Genomic DNA, 15,313 nt, shown 5'->3' on the forward strand with positions numbered 1-15,313 from the left:
AGTCGAGGGCTAACGATTCAGCCACGAAGAACACAACGATCACCGAGAAGCGAAACCAAACTCAGTGCGCTCTGTGTGCTCTGTGGCTCAATTGATCTGCTCTTCGCTCTAGAATCGCATCGAGGAGAAACACCATGCTACTTGCCGAACTTCGCGAAGAGGTCTTTCGCTACGCCTGCCAGATGGCCGCCGACGGGCTGGCGCACGGCTCGCAGGGCAATATCAGCGCGCTCGACCACGCCACGGGCCTGCTGGTAATCACACCTTCCGCCGCCGACTACGCCACCATGACACCCGAAGACATTGTGGTGATCGACCGCGAAGGCGCGGTGGTGGAAGGGCGCTGGAAGCCAACCATCGAAACGCCGCTGCACACGCTCTTTTTTCGCCGCCGCGCCGATGTGGGCGCGGTGATGCACTGCCACGCGCCCTACGCCTCGGGATTTGCGGCTGCGCTGCGCCCGATCCCGCTGGTGCTGGCCGAGGCGGCGGCGTGCATCGGGCACGAGGTGCCGGTTGCGCCGTTTATGCCTTCGGGCACGGATGCGTTTGCCGAGCTGATGGTGAACACGGTGGGCGCGGGCTGCGCGGCCGTGATGGGCCAGCACGGCATTGTCACGTGTGGCAGCAACCTGCGGCGGGCGTTTGCCACGGCGGTGGCGGTGGAGGATACGGCGCGGGCGTATATCTTTGCGCGCCAGATCGGGGTGGAGCCAACGCCGCTGCCGCGTGAGGCCTGCGAGGAGCTGCACGGCTGGTGGCTGAACAAATATCAGCGCACGGCGGTGTGACTCTGGGGGCTTGGGGTGAAAGGGTGAAAGGGTGAGCGCAGTTGGCAGTGGGCAGCGGGTAGTGGGGAGCGGGCAGTTGGCAGTGGGCAGGAGTGACAAGATGACAGGGTGAAAGGGTGAGCGCAGTGGGCAGTGGGCAGCGGGCAGTGGGCAGGAGTGACAAGATGACAGGGTGAAAGGGTGGCAGTGGGCAGTTGGCAGGAGTGACAAGATGACAGGGTGAAAGGGTGAGCGCAGTGTGCAGTTGGCAGTGGGCAGTTGGCAGTATGCACTCTTCTGCGTCCTGAGTAGCGCGCAGCGCGTATCGAAGGGCGCGCGTGCACAATCTCATTCGCAGACGGCACCCTTCGATACTATCTGACGGCCACTATCGCAAATCGTCCATCGTAAATCCTAAATCTCCGTGCCTCTGTGTCTCTGTGGTGAAATTATTTCGTTCTTCATGGGTCGCAGGCGGCCGCGCTCGCAGCGCAAAAACAAACGCGCACCGCTGAGGGTGCGCGCTGCAAGTATCAATATGGCTAAGCGCTAGCGCATTAGCATTTGGGGCAATCATCGTCAACATACGGCCCGTGGTCGGGGCAGTCGCAGCCGTGATCTTCGTCGTTGTACTGGTACATTGCTGGCTCCGTTAGGTTTAGTCAATACGTTGGGTGTATCGTAGCACTTGCGGATTTATACTAACAAGCCGCGTACATTACAGTTGGTTAAATGCGATCTGCGCGATTTTCCACGATGCTCCGTCAAAAGTCTGAGCAAGCCACTGCCAAACTGACAGGCTGCACTCGGGCGCTGATACGGCGTGCCAGTCGATAGTGTGCGCTATAATGCGTTTGTTCGTGCTTTTAACCAATGTCGAGCCGCCCGTTAGGCGTGCAAAGAACGAGTATGCAGAACACACTGCTGCGCCGCTTTGGCACCATCCGCTGGAAGCTCGCCGGCTCGTATGTGCTGGTGGCGCTGCTGGTGGCGCTGGTTGGCGAGCTGCTGCTGGTAGCTGCGCTGATCTTCCTGTTCAACTCGCGCCTGATCACCGACGCATTCCAGGCCCGCGCCAGCACCTATGCCGCCGCCCTGCGCGCCGATTTCGTCCAGCCCGCCAACCCTGCCGCAGCGGTTGCCGCGCGCATTACCGACCTGATTCAGCGCGACACCCAGCAGCTCAATACGTCCGAGCCTGGCCTGCAGATGAACCTGGGCGGCGAAAACATCACTGTGCAGACCTTTGTGATCGACGCGCGTGGCGCGCTGGTGGCAGCCATTCCACGCGGCAATTACCAGCCGGGCGCTGCGCTGGCCACGCTTGAGCAGCCCGACGTGTACAGCTATGCCGAGCGCGCGCTGCGGGGCATCACCGACACGGTGCAGCTCTCGGGGTGGGTAGGCACGAACCGGCAGCTTGTGTCGGCCGCGCCGGTGCAGGGCGAAGATGGAACGGTGCTGGGGGCGGTTGTGATGCGCTCCGATCCGCTGCCGATTGCTGAGCTGATCGGCGGCGTGTCGCTGTCGCTGCTGATCGTGCTGCTGCCGGTTGTGGGCATCAGCGGGCTGCTGGGCCTCCTGTATGGCTGGTTCGCCGGGCGCGGTTTCAGCCGCCGCCTGGTGCGCCTGACGCGGGCCAATGCCGCCCTCGCCGCTGGCGACCTGGCCCAGCGCGTGCGCGACAATGCATCCGACGAGATCGGCCAGCTTGGCCGCCAGTTCGACACGATGGCCGACCAGCTTGCCGACACCCTGCGGGCGCTGCGCCAGCTGGCCGACCAGAATGCGCAGCTTGCCGAGCAGGCTGGCCACCTCGCGATGGTCGAAGAGCGCAACCGCCTCGCCCGCGACCTGCACGACAGCGTCAGCCAGGAGCTGTTCAGCCTTTCGATGCTGGCAGCCGCCGCGCGCCGCACGCTCGAACGCCAGCCCGCGCTGGCCGCCCAACAGCTCGACGAAATTCAAACCATGGCCCAGCGCGCCCTGCAAGAAACCCGCAGCCTGATCTTTGCGCTGCGGCCAGCCGCCTTGGGCGACCGTGGCCTGGCCCCGGCGCTGCGCGACCTGGCAGTGGCCGCGCGCGACCGGCAGGGTCTGGCGATCGACCTGCAGATCGATGGCGAGCGACGCCTGCCGCTTGAGCACGAGCAGGCGCTGTTCCGCATTGCGCAGGAGGCGCTGGCGAATGTTGCGCGCCACAGCGGCGTGCGCGCTGCCCGCATTGCGCTGGAATATGGCGACGAAGAAGTGCTGCTGACAGTTGCTGACGCCGGGCGCGGCTTCGACACGCGCGCCGCGCCGAGCGATGGCTCGCTGGGGCTGCACAGCATGCGCGAGCGCGCCGCCGCCCTGGGCGGGCAGATCGAGCTGCGCAGCGCGCCCGGCCAGGGCACGACGCTGCGCGTCTGCCTGCCGGTGGTGGATGAAATCAAGCGCCAGGCCGGGCTGGCCGCCGCGCGATAAAGGAAGGAGCGCCGTATGAGCGAGACAATTCGGGTGCTGCTGGTGGATGACCACGGCGTGGTGCGGCGCGGCCTGGGCGCGCTGCTGGCAACCTATGACGACATCGAGGTGGTGGGCGACGCCGGCAGCGGCACAGAAGGCGTGGCGCTGGCGCAGCGCCTGCTGCCCGACGTAGTGCTGATGGACCTGGTGATGCCCGGCATGGACGGCATCGCCGCCACGCGCCAGGTGAAACAGGCCAGCCCCAGCACGCAGGTGATTGTGCTGACCAGCTACAGCGAAGACGAGCGCATCTTCCCGGCGATCAAGGCCGGCGCGCTTTCCTACCTGCTGAAAGAAGTTGGCCCCGACGAGCTGGTGCGCGCCATTCGCGCAGCCCGCCGCGGCGAAGCCACGCTGCACCCAACTGTGGCGGCGCGCCTGATGCAGGAGCTTTCGGGCGCGCGCAACTCGCCGCTCGACCAGCTCACCGAGCGCGAGCGCGACGTGCTGGCCTGCATCGCGCGTGGCATGAGCAATGCCGTAATTGCCGACCATCTGGTGGTGGGCGAGCGCACGGTGAAAACGCATGTGAGTAATATTCTTTCCAAGCTGCACCTGCAAGATCGCACGCAGGCGGCGCTGCTGGCGCTGCGCGAACGGCTGGTGCCGCTGGACGAGACCAAGGAGCCATAAACGGCTGCGTTTGTGCTATACTACCCCGGCCTCGCCCGTGCAACAGAAAGACGGCCATGACAAACCCAAAACTGATCGATCATCTGCGGCGCGCCGAAATCTTTCTTGGCCTGGTCGATAGTGAGCTGGTGAAAGTGGCCGCGCTGTGCAGCGGGCTGAAGGTCGGCGCGGGCCGGGCAATTTTCAAGGAAGGCGACAGCGGCAAAGAGCTGTATGTCATCCTTGAGGGCTGCGTGCGCGTGATGATCAACACGCGCGGCCCCGACGGCGCGTTTTCACCCTCGACGATCAATCGCCTCTACCCCGGCCAGTGCTTTGGCGAAATGATCCTGCTGAACAATGCCGCGCGCTCGGCCACGGTCGAGGCGGTCGACCCGACGACACTGATTGTGATGCACGAGCAGGATTTTCGCCAGCTGTGCGAATCCGACCCGCGCATTGGCTATGTTGTCATCCGCAATCTCGCGCAGGATCTGGCCTTCAAGCTGCGCTCGTCGAACTTGCTGCTGCGCGGCCAGATCCGCTGGCAGCACGACGAGCTGGGCAAGGTGCATTCTTCGACATAAGCAATCTTTTGGGAAAAGCAACGCGGCAGCCAGTCGATACTGGCTGCCGCGTTTTTGTTGTTTGGTGGAATTGAGCGCACTACGCCGGCTCGGCCACCACAATCAGTCGATGGCTTTCGTCCACCACTTCGCCATTCTGGATGACTTTGTCGCCAATGCACGACACCATCGTGATCATCTCTTTGCCCTGCGGCAAAATCACCTCGACCTGGTCGGGCGTGACCCAGAAGGTGCGCGTGACGGCGTAGTTGTGTGGTTCGCCCCCCGCGTCGTACACCACCACGCTTGAACCTACATTCAGCTCTTTCATGCGTGCAAACGGCGCGGGGATTTTTGGCGCGTTGCGGAAGCGCAGCACATGGCCCCAGAACACAACATTTTCGCCCTGGCCTGGCGCGGCGCCCAGGTTATACCAGCCCACGTCGTGATCGGGCACAACCGGAACGCGGTTGCGATCAAGGCCAACCGACACGGGCGTGTAATCCAGCCCAATGTCGCCAATCACAATGCGCGAAGGCGCGCGCGCAGCGGCGGGCGGGTTTTTCGCGGCGGCTGCGGTGGGCTTGGGCACAAGGGTTGGTTCAAGCGTTGTGGTTGGCGCTGGTGCTGCGGTTGGTTCTGCTGCAACAGTTGGTGCGGGTTCGGCGGTGGGAATGGGCGTGCTGGTCGGCACCACCTCGGTTGGCGCTTCGGTTGGCGCGGCAGTTGGCTCGGCGCGGAACAGGTTCGGGTCGTCGGTGGGAAGCGGCGCGCTGGTGGGCGCGGGTATGCTGGTCGGCTCGGCGGCCTGATCAGCCCCGCCACACGCGCTCAGAACTATAGCTACGGGAATACAAAGCCACAAATGTCGTCGCATGCCGTTCTCCAAAATTGCTTTCATACTGACGCTTGACCCTGTAACTATACCATGCAGAACAACTGCGCGCCGGTGCGTGCTATACTGGCGCGTAGGGCGCTGCCAGTCGGCGTGCCGCATGTGAAAGGCCACCCGATGCCTCACGAACCGCAGTTTCTGCCCGCCGCGTCGCTCTCGCTCGATGCGCTGGCCGATCTTTTTACGAGCTCATTCGAGGGCTATTTCTACCCGGCGGTTATTTCGGCCGAGGCGCTGGCGCTGCGTGTGCGCGGCGAGCAGATCGACCTGGCGCGCTCGGTGGTAATGCACGTAGATGGCGTGCCGGCCGGGCTTGCAATAGTGGCGCTGCGCGGCGATCAGGCCTGGTGTGGCGGATTTGGGATTGTGAGCGCGCAGCGCGGGCGCGGCCTGGCCCTGCCGCTGGCCGAGGCTATGATTGCGGCTGCGCGGGCGGCTGGCGCGCGCCGCCTGAGCCTGGAAGTGCTGACTCGCAACGCGCCGGCAATTGCAACCTATCGCCGCGCTGGCCTTCAGCAGGTACGCGATCTGCACATTCTGCGCTGGGAAGGCACGAACGACGCACCACCGGCCGAAACAGCCCGCCCCGGCGCGCTGGTGGAAGCCGAGCCGCGCGCGCTGCTGGCGCACTTCGACGCCCTTCACCCGGTGCCAGCCGCCTGGCAGCGCGATCTGCCGGCGCTGCTGGTGCGCGCCGGGCTGCGCGGCCTGGCCCTGATCGAAGACGAGCGCCCGGCCGCGTATGCGCTGTTCCACGGGCAGGACGGCGAGCCGCTGCGCATTGCCGACCTGGGGGCCACACGCGCCGAGGGGGCACGCATTGTGCTGCACGCCCTGCAAGGGCGCGGCGCGCCCATCAGCAGCAGCAACGAGCCTGCCAACAGTGCGCTGACCGCCGCCTTCGAGGAACTGGGCTTCACCGAGGCCGAACGCCAGCACGAACTTTCGATTGACCTGACATAAAGGGGAGAAGGCCATGCCACTATTCGATTGGTTCCGCCGCACGCACGAATCAACGGGCACGGCGACGGTGAACGGTATTGCGATGCGCTACCGCGACGAAGGGCAGGGCGAGCCGATCCTGCTGGTTCACGCCTTTCCGCTCAGCAGCGCCATGTGGGAAGACCAGATCGACGCGCTCTCGACGCGCTTTCGCGTGATCGCGCCCGACCTGCGCGGCTTTGGCGGCACGGCGCGCGGCACAGGCATGGCCAGCCTCGACCAGGCTGCCGACGACCTGGCGGCGCTGCTGGTAGCGTTGAAGATCGAACACGCCACCGTGGTGGGCCTCTCGATGGGCGGCTATATTGCGTTTGCGCTGCTGCGCCGCCACCCCGCCCGCGTGGCGCGTCTGGTGCTGGCCGATACGCGCGCTGGCGCCGATACACCTGAGGGGCGCGCTGGCCGCGAGCAAAGCGCGCAGCTGGCCGAGGCGCAGGGTGCCGAAGCGGTTGGCGCGGCCATGCTGCCCAGGCTGCTCGCGCCGGGCGCAAGCGAGGCTGTGCGCGAAGAAGTGCGCAAGATTGTGGCGGCGAACGACCGCGCCGGAGTAGCTGCCGCCCAGCGCGCCATGGCTGCCCGCCCCGACTCCGCGCCTGATCTGGCCGCGCTCCATATTCCCACGCTCATTATTGTGGGCAGCGAAGATGCGCTGACGCCACCGGCCGAGGCGCACGCCATGCACGAGAAGATCGCCGGCAGCCGGCTGGTGGAAATCGCGGGCGCGGGGCATCTTTCGAACCTCGAAGCGCCGGACGCCTTTAACGCTGCGATAGAAGAATTTTTGATTGGACGGCAGGCGCTGGGCCGCGCGGGCGGTGGGCTGGCCGGGCAGTGGTAAATCGCGGGAAATAAAAAAACTACAGGCTAGGCAGAAGGCGCAGATTAGGCTCTCTCAAGCCGAATCTGCGCCATCTATTTAGTCTGTGGACAGCGCTTCTATGCTAGCGTCGCGGCGGGCGCGCAATGCTCGGCGCAATCTTGCGGCCACGAATAGTCGTGTGGCGCAGCGCGCGTAGCACCTTCTCAGCGGCGTTGCTCGGCACTTCGACCAGCGCGAAATGCTCGAACAGCTCGATCGCGCCGATTGCACGGCCAGGAATGCCGGCCTCGTTTGCAATTGCGCCCACAATATCGGCCGGGCGCACATTGTCGTCGCGGCCAACATCGATGTACAGTCGCGTCATGCCCTGGCTTGGGCCAAACTCGCGGGTGCGTGTGCGCTGCGGCCGGCGCTCGCGATCATCGTCGAAGCGATCCTGATCCATGCCCGCCAGTGGGTCTTCCGTCTCCATCAGCGACTGGTCGAGCAGTAGCTTGAAGGCCGCCGCCGCCAGATCGGTCGGGCTGTATTCCTCGCCCAGCTCCTCGGCCATAATCTGGTATGGCTCCAGCCCCGCGCCCGTGATCGTCTCGCGCAGCGTTTCCTTGAACGACTCGCGGCGGCGCGCAATCACGTCGGCGATGGTGGGCAGGCGCATGCGCTGGATGGTCGCGTTGGTCATGCGCTCGATGGTGCGCAGCTGCCGCCGCTCGCGTGGCGTCACAAGCGTGATCGCGCTGCCAGTGCGGCCGGCGCGGCCGGTGCGGCCAATCCGGTGCACATACACCTCGGGGTCGAGCGGGATGTCGTAGTTGATCACGTGCGATACGTGCTCGATGTCGAGGCCGCGCGCCGCCACGTCGGTGGCAACCAGCAGCTCGACCTGCCCGGTGCGGAAGCGCTGCATCACGCGGTCGCGCTGCACCTGGCTCAGGTCGCCGTGCAGCGTTTCGGCCGGGAAGGCGCGCGCAATCAGCCGCTCGCCCAGCGAGTCAACTTCGCTTTTGGTGCGGCAGAAAATAATCGCCGACGACGGCATTTCGAAATCGAGCACGCGGCCCAGGATCTCGAACTTGTCGCGCCCGCCAACTTCGTAGTAGATCTGGCGGATCTGCGGCACCGTCATGTGCTCGGCCTGAATGGTGATGCGCTCGGGTTCGCGCATGTAGTTCTTGGCCAGCGCGGCAATCGGGCCGGGCATGGTAGCCGAGAACAGCGCGGTCTGCCGGTCTTCCGGCGTTTCCTTCAGGATCGACTCAATGTCTTCGATAAAGCCCATGTCGAGCATTTCGTCGGCTTCGTCCAGCACAACGGTGCGCACCTGATCGAGCTTGAGCGTGCCGCGCTGAATATGGTCGAGCAGGCGGCCGGGCGTGCCGACCACCACATTCACGCCGCCGCGCAGCGCGCGCAGCTGCCGGTCGATCGGCTGGCCGCCATACACGGGCAGAATCGCCACATGCTGATGAAACTTGCCATACGAATGCAATGCCTCGGCCACCTGCACGGCCAGCTCGCGTGTTGGCGTCATCACCAGCGCCTGGGGGGCGCGCAGTTCGGGGTTCAGCGCCTCGATAATCGGCAGCGCAAAGGCGGCGGTTTTGCCGGTGCCGGTTTGCGCCTGCGCGATCACATCGTTGCCGGCGAGCATCTTCACGATGGTGCGCGCCTGAATCGGGGTTGGTTCTTCATAGCCCAGCTCACCGATCGCCCGCAGCGTCGGCTCGCTCAGCCCAAGCTCAGCGAAGCTTATGGAAGGGGGTACTGTCACAATAGAATCCTTGATCACGAAAAAATTAACGAGCGCAAGAATTGTTCTTGCGCTCAATCACATCACATGCACGCGGCGAGGCGTTCGCAGGTTGTTGACATCACAAGCGCTTCTGTTTCACCATCGTGCTACAGCGGCTGTTTTCTACAGCAGATGTTATTATACCGCGCATTGGCGCTTTTTGCACGCGAGGCTCTGCGCCGCGTCAGCATGCGGCGGCAGACCGAGTGCACAGGAATGGTATAATCGCGCCACGAACCGTAGCACTAGAACGAGGCTTGCATGAAGCTACAAGGGCGTGTCGCCGTGATCACAGGCGCGTCCAGCGGCGTTGGCTATGAAACTGCCCGGCTGCTCGCGCGCGAAGGCGCGCTGGTGGCGGCAGCGGCGCGCCGGCGCGATAAACTCGAATGGCTGGTCGGCGAGATCGCCGGCGAAGGCGGGCAGGCGCTCGCCATCCCCACCGATGTCACCAGCTCGGCGCAGGTAGCGCGCCTGGTCGACAGCGCGTTTAACCTGTTTGGCCGCGTCGATATCCTGGTGAATGCGGCCGGCGTGATCATGAAGATCGCGCCGCTTGAGCAGTTCAGCGACCAGGAGTTTCGCACGGTTGTCGATACCAATCTGACGGGCGCGTTCTATACCTCGCGCGCCGTCATCCCGCACATGAAGCGCCAGCGCGGCGGTACGATCATCAATATCAGCTCGCGGGTGGGCAAGCTGGGGGTGGCGAATATTGCGCCGTTCTGCGCGGCCAAGTTTGCGCTGTCGGGTTTGTCGCAGGCGCTCGGCCACGAGCTGCGGCCCGCGAATATTTTTGTCACTACGCTCTTCCCCGGCATGATCAACACCGATATTCACCCGCTCAACCCCAGCGAAGATTTCCGCCGCCAGCTGATGACCGCGCACGATGTGGCCGAGGCCGTGCTGTGGACGTGTACGCTGCCGCCCTCGCTGCGGGTGGACGAGCTGCCGGTGATGCCGCGCCAGGTCGAGATGTAAACCTCACTCCAACACGTTTTTAAACAACCACCAAGACACCAAGTTTTATGGCTTCCTGTAGCCCTTGGTGTCTTGGTGTCTTGGTGGTAAAAACTCCCGGCGCCTTTATTTGAAAAGTATTGCCCTAATCCACCCAGTCGTCGCGGCAATCGACGCTGTGCGCGCCGTAGTGGAAGGGGAAGTTGGCAGGCCAGCCGGCTTCGGCCAGCATGGCGGGCAGCATGGTGCGGTGCGCGAAGTTGCGGCGCGCATATGCCCCGCGCGCAAAGATCGCCTGCCACGCGCGCCAGCCCACCAGCGGCTCACGCGTGGCGCGCAGCACGGCGCTTGCCAGGTCGCCCCATTCCTGCTGCTCACGCGACAGGCGCAGCGCATCGGGCACATTCGCCAGCGCAGGCTCGCCGCGCAGGCTGGCATAGGCGCGGCCCAGCGCATACTGGCTGAGCGTGATCGCGGCTAGCTCGTTCAGCCAGGGCAGGCGCTGGTAGTGCTCGCCGCCGTCGGCCATGCGCTCGTGAATGACGGCGTGAACCTGCTCGTGCAGCAGCGTCTCGATAAATTCCAGCTCGGGGAATGGCCCGCGCAGGATGGTATCGATCTGCACCGCCACCGCCGCCAGCCAGGGCACATACTGGCCGGTGCTGGCCTGCCCGGGCGGCGCAATCGTCACATAGGCATCGCGGAAGGGTTGCGCGCCGGGCAACGTTGCGCCAAGCTCGGCCAGCACCTCCAGCGCGCACGCGGCCAGCCGCCCATACGCCGAGTCGGCCAGCCCATGGAGCCAGATCTCGATCTGGCTGGCGGTTTGCTCCAGCTGGGCGCGGTCGTCGTGGTTGCGCACAAATGCCCGCAGACGCTGGGCATAGCTCTCAGCGGCATCCTGCCCGCGCTGGATCGCGCCCAGCCGCACAGCGATCTCGGCGGCGAGCGTATGGAGCTCCAGCGTATCGGGCCGCGCCATCACATCCTGGCACAGCTCGCGATACAGTGCCGCAGCGGCGTCCTGCCCGTGCAGCCCCTGCGCGGTGTGCCAGCTATGCAGCCCCACCATACATTTCATCATGGCCGCCGCCGATGCGCGCAGCACCACCGGGCCAAGCGTTACATTCGCCATATCGGTATTGTTGCTAGCCGCCCAGCTTCAGCGCGCTGGATCTGCGACTATACCACAGCTTGCCGGGCGCGTTGCCAGTTCTACTACTATGGACGTGCAAGAAACGCTTTTTCGCAGATGAGTTTGTGCGCAAAAAGAGCGCCCGGCCGCCATAGGGCGGCCGGGCGAAGTGTGGTAACGGCCGCGTGAGCAGCCGGGAGGGATAGTGAAGGCGGCTGTGGGGTCCAGTGTGCGTTTGGTCCTAAGCAGTGCGCTCGCCGCAAGCATTCACCACTTCTGATCTATCAAACGAAATCTGGCACCCAATTGTTCCAGCATGAAGATGAGGAAAAGATGAGATATGGCTGAGACGCGTGGCCGGCTCATGCCCCGCGGGTAAGCAGGCGGCCGAACTCTTCCACAAGCTCAGCAACACTGGTGGGTGTATGCGCAATCATCGCCAGGGCGGCGGCTTGCTGATCTTCGCACTCGGCAGTGGTGAGGTAGGCCAGTGTCGAGCGGCCGGCCACGCGCGCCAGCAGGCAGCCAAGCGCATGGCGCACGGCGCGCGCTTCCAGCCCACTCGCCCACGGCACGCTGCCCAGGCTGGCGCAGTAGGCCTCCCAGAAGCGCAGGGCAGCCGCCAGCAGGGCATCGCGCTTTGCGGCCACATGGTTCGCCTTGCTGAGCAGGTGCGCCAGCGCAAAGCCCGGGTCGAAGGCCGGGTCGCCAAAGTGAATCGTTTCGTGGTCGATCAGGATGAGCTTGCCGGCGTGGATGAGCATATTCTTGGGGCTGTAATCGCCATGCACCAGCACCTGGCGGTGCGTGCGCGTTTCGTGGATCAGGCGGTCGTAGAAGGCTGCTGTTTCGGGCAGGCGCGTCCAGACATAGATATAGTATGGCTCGGTGCGCAGCGTCTCGAAGAACGAGCGGTCGTTGAACTGGGCCGGTAGTTCGGCCCGCCGCTGCGACGAGTTGCGCTGCAGCGTGCCGAGGATCGCGCCAAACTGCCCAACATAGCGCAGATCGACTCGCCCTTCGAGCAGTTGCGCTTTCCACGGTTCGTGGGGCTTGCGCACTGCGCGCATGGCCAGCAGGTGCCTGGCTTCGTCTTCAAACACCAGCGGCGTGATCGTACCGGCGGGCGTGAGCTGTTCCAGCCACACCAGGCCCAGCGCCTCGCGATGAATGCGTTCGGGCGGGCTGTACCATTCCACCGGCACACGCAAGCGGCGCAGGGCTTGCTTGATAACCCACGCTTCGCCATTTGCGCGCTCGACAAGCACGGTGCGGTTCGAAACGCCGCCGCCGAGAGTGTGGATGCTGGCTTGTTCGTTTGGGCCAATGCGGCCGTTTGTGCGAAGATAGTTGAGGAGCGCTTCGGGCTGTTCGATGTCGAGGGGCATACGTGCTGCTTGCCTTTGGGTTTGCTATATTTGCCGAGCAGCGTGTGGCTAGAGCCCAGCGAATCCAGCCATGAGTATACGCACATTGCGGCGGCGGCGCATCGGCAATTCGGCGGAATTATTGCGCCCTCTGCCGGCCTTCGCGCCAGGCCGCCCACAGGAACAGCGGCACCGCTTCCACAATGCGCCGCCAGCGCCACGGCTGGCGAATCAGGCGGTATAGCCACTCCAGCCCGATCCGGCGCACCCAGGCGGGCGCGCGTGGCACCGCGCCGGCCAGGTAGTCGAACACGCCCCCCACGCCAATCGCCACTGGCACGCGCAGGCGCGGCTGGGCGCGCGCAATCCACAGGTCTTGCGCGGGGTGGCCATAGGCAACCAGCAGCACATCGGGCCGCGCCGCCGCCACGCGCGCCACAATCGCGTCTTCGTCGGCGGGGCGCGGCGAGCCAGCATAGCAGCCAGCGATACGCAGGCCGGGGTGGCGCGCCTGCAACGCGGCGGCGGCGCGCTCGGCAATGCCGGGCTGCGCGCCCAGCAGGAAGAGCGACCAGCCCTCGCGGGCCGCCAGCGCCGCAATACGCTCGGTCAGTGCCACGCCCGTTACGCGCCCGCGCAGGGGTGTGCCGCGCCAGCGCGCCACCAGCACCAGGCCCACGCCATCAGGCGTCGCCAGGTCGGCGGCGGCCAGCACGCGCCGGAAAATCGGGTTGCGCCGCGCTTCCATCACAAACTCGGGATTAACTGTGACGACATGGTGCGGCTGGCCGCTCCTAAGGTAGCCTGCAATGTGCTCAAGCGCGCCCGCTTCGTCGATATTGTCGATCGCAACGCCCAGAATACGGATGCGGGCGGGTGATTCAGGTTCAGAAATCATGTTCGAAATTGCCCCAAAAAGGTCTTGACAGCGCCATTTCTTTCGGGTATAGTTACCGCATCATCCTGATATGCCGTCCAGGCGCAAAGGAGGTGATGCCCATGAGTAATGAGCGTAAGGGCATCACCGGGGGAATGGCAGTATAGTCATCCCGGTGATGCCCGTCCTTAAACAAAAGCCCTCGCCACTGGCGGGGGTTTTTGTTTTTCCAAAAATGCTGGCCCGTCTGGCGGGCAAAACACAGCCCCCACCGTTTTTGGCAGGGGCTGTGCGTAACAGGCAGCATGGTACGACTACTCGTCGCCTTCGCCCTCGTCGTCCGCGCTCTCTTCGCCCACCAGCTCGGGCTCGCTCTCGCCAGCCTCTTCCTCGGCGGCCTCTTCCTCCTCGTCGCGGGCCTGCGACAAGCTGACCACCAGCTCGTCGGCCGGGGTCACGATCTCGCCTTTGGATTCAAGCGACAGATCGCTGACGTGGATGCTCTTGTCGAAGCTATCCAGCCCGCTCACGTCGACCGAGATCGACGAAGGGATATCGGCCGGCAGCGCGCGCACGGCCAGCGAGGTCAGCACCTGGTTCAGCAGGGCATCGCCGCGCTTCACCAGCTCGGACTCGCCAACGATGTGCAGCGGCACATCGACCGTGACTTCGGTGCGCAGGTCGACGGCCAGGAAGTCGACATGGATGATGTTGCGCGTGACCGGGTGGCGCTGCAAGTTGTGCACGAACACCGAAATGCTCTTCTGGCCAGGGATGCTCAGGTCGATCAGGCCCGTGCGGCCAGCGTGGCGGTAGGTGTCGCCGAACGCGCGTGCATTCATCTGCACCGAGATCGGGCTGACGCCCTTGCCGTACACAGTCGCAGGGACGATGCCTTCGCGCCGCAGCCGGCTGACTTTTTTGCCAACCAGCGTGCGGTTTTCAAGTGAAAGACTCAAACGATCTGCCATGGGGTTGTGTGCTCCTTAAAGAGTTGCAAATACCTTCGCCATCAGCTAGGGGCATTGCCCGGTAGCTCCGAGTCGGAGAGTATACCATTCGTGGCTGCGATGCGCAAGCGCTACCCGGCCGTTCGCAGAATTGCGTCGGTGATGCGGGCGGCGCGCACGTTCATTTGCACGTTATGCACGCGCACAATGTCGGCACCGGCCGCTATCGCCAGGGCCGTAACGGCGGCAGTGCCTTCGTCGCGCTCGGCGGGCGGCAGGTTGAGCGGCAGGCCGATGAACGATTTGCGCGATGCGCCAACCAGCAGCGGCAGGTCGAGCGCGCGCAATTCTGCCAGGCGGCGCACCAGTTCGAGATTCTGCGCGGGCGTTTTGCCAAAGCCAATGCCGGGGTCGGCAATGATGCGGGCGCGCGCAATGCCCTGCGCCTCGGCAAAGGCCACCGCTTCGCGCAATTCGGCAACAATTTCGCCCAGCAGGTCGCTGTAGCGCACGTCGCGGTAGTGCCCGCCCAGCGCGCCAATGGTGGCCTGGGCGCGGCGGTTGTGCATCAGCACGATTGGTACGCCGCGCTGCGCCACAAGCTGCGCCAGCGGCGCGTTCCAGCCCCACTCGGGCGTGCGCAAGCCCCAGATGTCGTTGATAATTTGCGCGCCGGCATCCAGCGCGGCGGCGGCCACGTCGGCGTGGTAGGTGTCGATTGAAATCGGCAGAGCAATCTCGGCGGCGATGGCGCGAATGGTCGGCAGCACGCGGCGCAATTCTTCTTCCGGGCCAATTGGCGCGGCGCCGGGGCGGGTCGATTCGCCGCCAATGTCGAGGATGTCGGCGCCTTCGGCGGCGGCGCGGCGGGCCTGGGCAAGCGCGAGCGCGGCAATGTCGGCGCCGGGCTGCGCCAGCCCATCGGCGCTGAACGAATCGGGCGTGACGTTGATGATTGCCATCACGAAAGTGCGCGCGCCCCATTCCAATGCGCCATGGACAAGCGGCAGCGCGGGCCGAGCGGTGTGTTCGGGCATGAACCGCGTCCTTTCCAACCAA

At 64.8% G+C, this 15,313-nt stretch carries 14 protein-coding genes; 7 read left to right on the plus strand and 7 right to left on the minus strand.

What is annotated here, in order from left to right; all coding sequences use genetic code 11:
- Nucleotides 1-134: 134 nt before the first annotated feature.
- From M1P90_RS34030 to M1P90_RS34045, 4 genes are all read left to right on the plus strand, one after another.
- Entirely contained in the window at nucleotides 135-791 is a 657-nt protein-coding gene (locus tag M1P90_RS34030) for a class II aldolase/adducin family protein (RefSeq protein WP_483700332.1), read from the plus strand.
- 888 nt (nucleotides 792-1,679) lie between these two features.
- The gene (locus tag M1P90_RS34035; protein ID WP_483700333.1) at nucleotides 1,680-3,236 is read left to right on the plus strand and encodes a sensor histidine kinase; all 1,557 of its coding nucleotides are present in this window, start codon (nucleotides 1,680-1,682) and stop codon (nucleotides 3,234-3,236) included.
- A gap of 15 nt (nucleotides 3,237-3,251) precedes the next feature.
- Nucleotides 3,252-3,911: a response regulator gene (locus M1P90_RS34040; RefSeq protein ID WP_483700335.1), complete on the plus strand. Its 660-nt coding sequence runs from the start codon at nucleotides 3,252-3,254 to the stop codon at nucleotides 3,909-3,911.
- A 56-nt stretch (nucleotides 3,912-3,967) separates the two neighbouring features.
- Nucleotides 3,968-4,477 carry a cyclic nucleotide-binding domain-containing protein gene (locus M1P90_RS34045; RefSeq protein ID WP_483700336.1) on the plus strand — a complete coding sequence of 170 codons (510 nt, stop codon included), beginning with the start codon at nucleotides 3,968-3,970 and terminating at the stop codon, nucleotides 4,475-4,477.
- A 79-nt stretch (nucleotides 4,478-4,556) separates the two neighbouring features.
- Here the strand turns inward: M1P90_RS34045 and M1P90_RS34050 are convergent, their stop codons facing one another.
- Nucleotides 4,557-5,333, minus strand: a complete 777-nt coding sequence (locus M1P90_RS34050; protein WP_483700337.1) for a sortase — start codon at nucleotides 5,331-5,333, stop codon at nucleotides 4,557-4,559.
- Nucleotides 5,334-5,468: 135 nt separating this feature from the next.
- Between M1P90_RS34050 and M1P90_RS34055 the strand changes: the two genes are divergently transcribed.
- The gene (locus M1P90_RS34055) at nucleotides 5,469-6,314 is read left to right on the plus strand and encodes a GNAT family N-acetyltransferase (RefSeq protein ID WP_483700339.1); all 846 of its coding nucleotides are present in this window, start codon (nucleotides 5,469-5,471) and stop codon (nucleotides 6,312-6,314) included.
- Between the two features lie 13 nt (nucleotides 6,315-6,327).
- Complete coding sequence (locus M1P90_RS34060) at nucleotides 6,328-7,191, plus strand: alpha/beta fold hydrolase (RefSeq protein WP_483700341.1); 864 nt, start codon at nucleotides 6,328-6,330, stop codon at nucleotides 7,189-7,191.
- A gap of 103 nt (nucleotides 7,192-7,294) precedes the next feature.
- Here the strand turns inward: M1P90_RS34060 and M1P90_RS34065 are convergent, their stop codons facing one another.
- Nucleotides 7,295-8,944 carry a DEAD/DEAH box helicase gene (locus tag M1P90_RS34065; protein WP_483700342.1) on the minus strand — a complete coding sequence of 550 codons (1,650 nt, stop codon included), beginning with the start codon at nucleotides 8,942-8,944 and terminating at the stop codon, nucleotides 7,295-7,297.
- Between the two features lie 282 nt (nucleotides 8,945-9,226).
- Here M1P90_RS34065 and M1P90_RS34070 point away from each other — a divergent pair, with 282 nt between their 5' ends.
- Nucleotides 9,227-9,946 (plus strand): SDR family oxidoreductase, encoded by a 720-nt coding sequence (locus M1P90_RS34070; RefSeq protein WP_483700343.1) that lies wholly within the window; start codon nucleotides 9,227-9,229, stop codon nucleotides 9,944-9,946.
- Between the two features lie 124 nt (nucleotides 9,947-10,070).
- Here M1P90_RS34070 and M1P90_RS34075 read toward each other — a convergent pair whose 3' ends face one another.
- From M1P90_RS34075 to folP, 5 genes are all read right to left on the minus strand, one after another.
- Nucleotides 10,071-11,060: a hypothetical protein gene (locus M1P90_RS34075; RefSeq protein WP_483700345.1), complete on the minus strand. Its 990-nt coding sequence runs from the start codon at nucleotides 11,058-11,060 to the stop codon at nucleotides 10,071-10,073.
- A 362-nt stretch (nucleotides 11,061-11,422) separates the two neighbouring features.
- Nucleotides 11,423-12,448: a phosphotransferase family protein gene (locus tag M1P90_RS34080; RefSeq protein WP_483700347.1), complete on the minus strand. Its 1,026-nt coding sequence runs from the start codon at nucleotides 12,446-12,448 to the stop codon at nucleotides 11,423-11,425.
- A 118-nt stretch (nucleotides 12,449-12,566) separates the two neighbouring features.
- A complete protein-coding gene (locus M1P90_RS34085; protein ID WP_483700349.1) occupies nucleotides 12,567-13,325 on the minus strand; it encodes a WecB/TagA/CpsF family glycosyltransferase in 759 nt (252 codons plus the stop codon).
- Nucleotides 13,326-13,618: 293 nt separating this feature from the next.
- A complete protein-coding gene (locus M1P90_RS34090) occupies nucleotides 13,619-14,275 on the minus strand; it encodes a 50S ribosomal protein L25 (protein WP_483700351.1) in 657 nt (218 codons plus the stop codon).
- 110 nt (nucleotides 14,276-14,385) lie between these two features.
- Entirely contained in the window at nucleotides 14,386-15,291 is a 906-nt protein-coding gene (gene folP, locus M1P90_RS34095; protein ID WP_483700353.1) for a dihydropteroate synthase, read from the minus strand.
- Nucleotides 15,292-15,313 lie beyond the last annotated feature (22 nt).

This window comes from Kouleothrix sp. 19917, from assembly GCF_057073505.1.

Excerpts from the sequence above, each read along its gene's own strand:
- M1P90_RS34055 (WP_483700339.1), top strand. The coding sequence starts at position 5,469 with ATGCCTCACGAACCGCAGTTTCTGCCCGCCGCGTCGCTCTCGCTCGAT.
- M1P90_RS34080 (WP_483700347.1), bottom strand. The coding sequence starts at position 12,448 with ATGCCCCTCGACATCGAACAGCCCGAAGCGCTCCTCAACTATCTTCGC.
- M1P90_RS34040 (WP_483700335.1), top strand. The coding sequence starts at position 3,252 with ATGAGCGAGACAATTCGGGTGCTGCTGGTGGATGACCACGGCGTGGTG.
- M1P90_RS34045 (WP_483700336.1), top strand. The coding sequence starts at position 3,968 with ATGACAAACCCAAAACTGATCGATCATCTGCGGCGCGCCGAAATCTTT.
- M1P90_RS34075 (WP_483700345.1), bottom strand. The coding sequence starts at position 11,060 with ATGGCGAATGTAACGCTTGGCCCGGTGGTGCTGCGCGCATCGGCGGCG.
- M1P90_RS34050 (WP_483700337.1), bottom strand. The coding sequence starts at position 5,333 with ATGCGACGACATTTGTGGCTTTGTATTCCCGTAGCTATAGTTCTGAGC.
- folP (WP_483700353.1), bottom strand. The coding sequence starts at position 15,291 with ATGCCCGAACACACCGCTCGGCCCGCGCTGCCGCTTGTCCATGGCGCA.
- M1P90_RS34030 (WP_483700332.1), top strand. The coding sequence starts at position 135 with ATGCTACTTGCCGAACTTCGCGAAGAGGTCTTTCGCTACGCCTGCCAG.
- M1P90_RS34085 (WP_483700349.1), bottom strand. The coding sequence starts at position 13,325 with ATGATTTCTGAACCTGAATCACCCGCCCGCATCCGTATTCTGGGCGTT.
- M1P90_RS34060 (WP_483700341.1), top strand. The coding sequence starts at position 6,328 with ATGCCACTATTCGATTGGTTCCGCCGCACGCACGAATCAACGGGCACG.
- M1P90_RS34070 (WP_483700343.1), top strand. The coding sequence starts at position 9,227 with ATGAAGCTACAAGGGCGTGTCGCCGTGATCACAGGCGCGTCCAGCGGC.
- M1P90_RS34090 (WP_483700351.1), bottom strand. The coding sequence starts at position 14,275 with ATGGCAGATCGTTTGAGTCTTTCACTTGAAAACCGCACGCTGGTTGGC.
- M1P90_RS34035 (WP_483700333.1), top strand. The coding sequence starts at position 1,680 with ATGCAGAACACACTGCTGCGCCGCTTTGGCACCATCCGCTGGAAGCTC.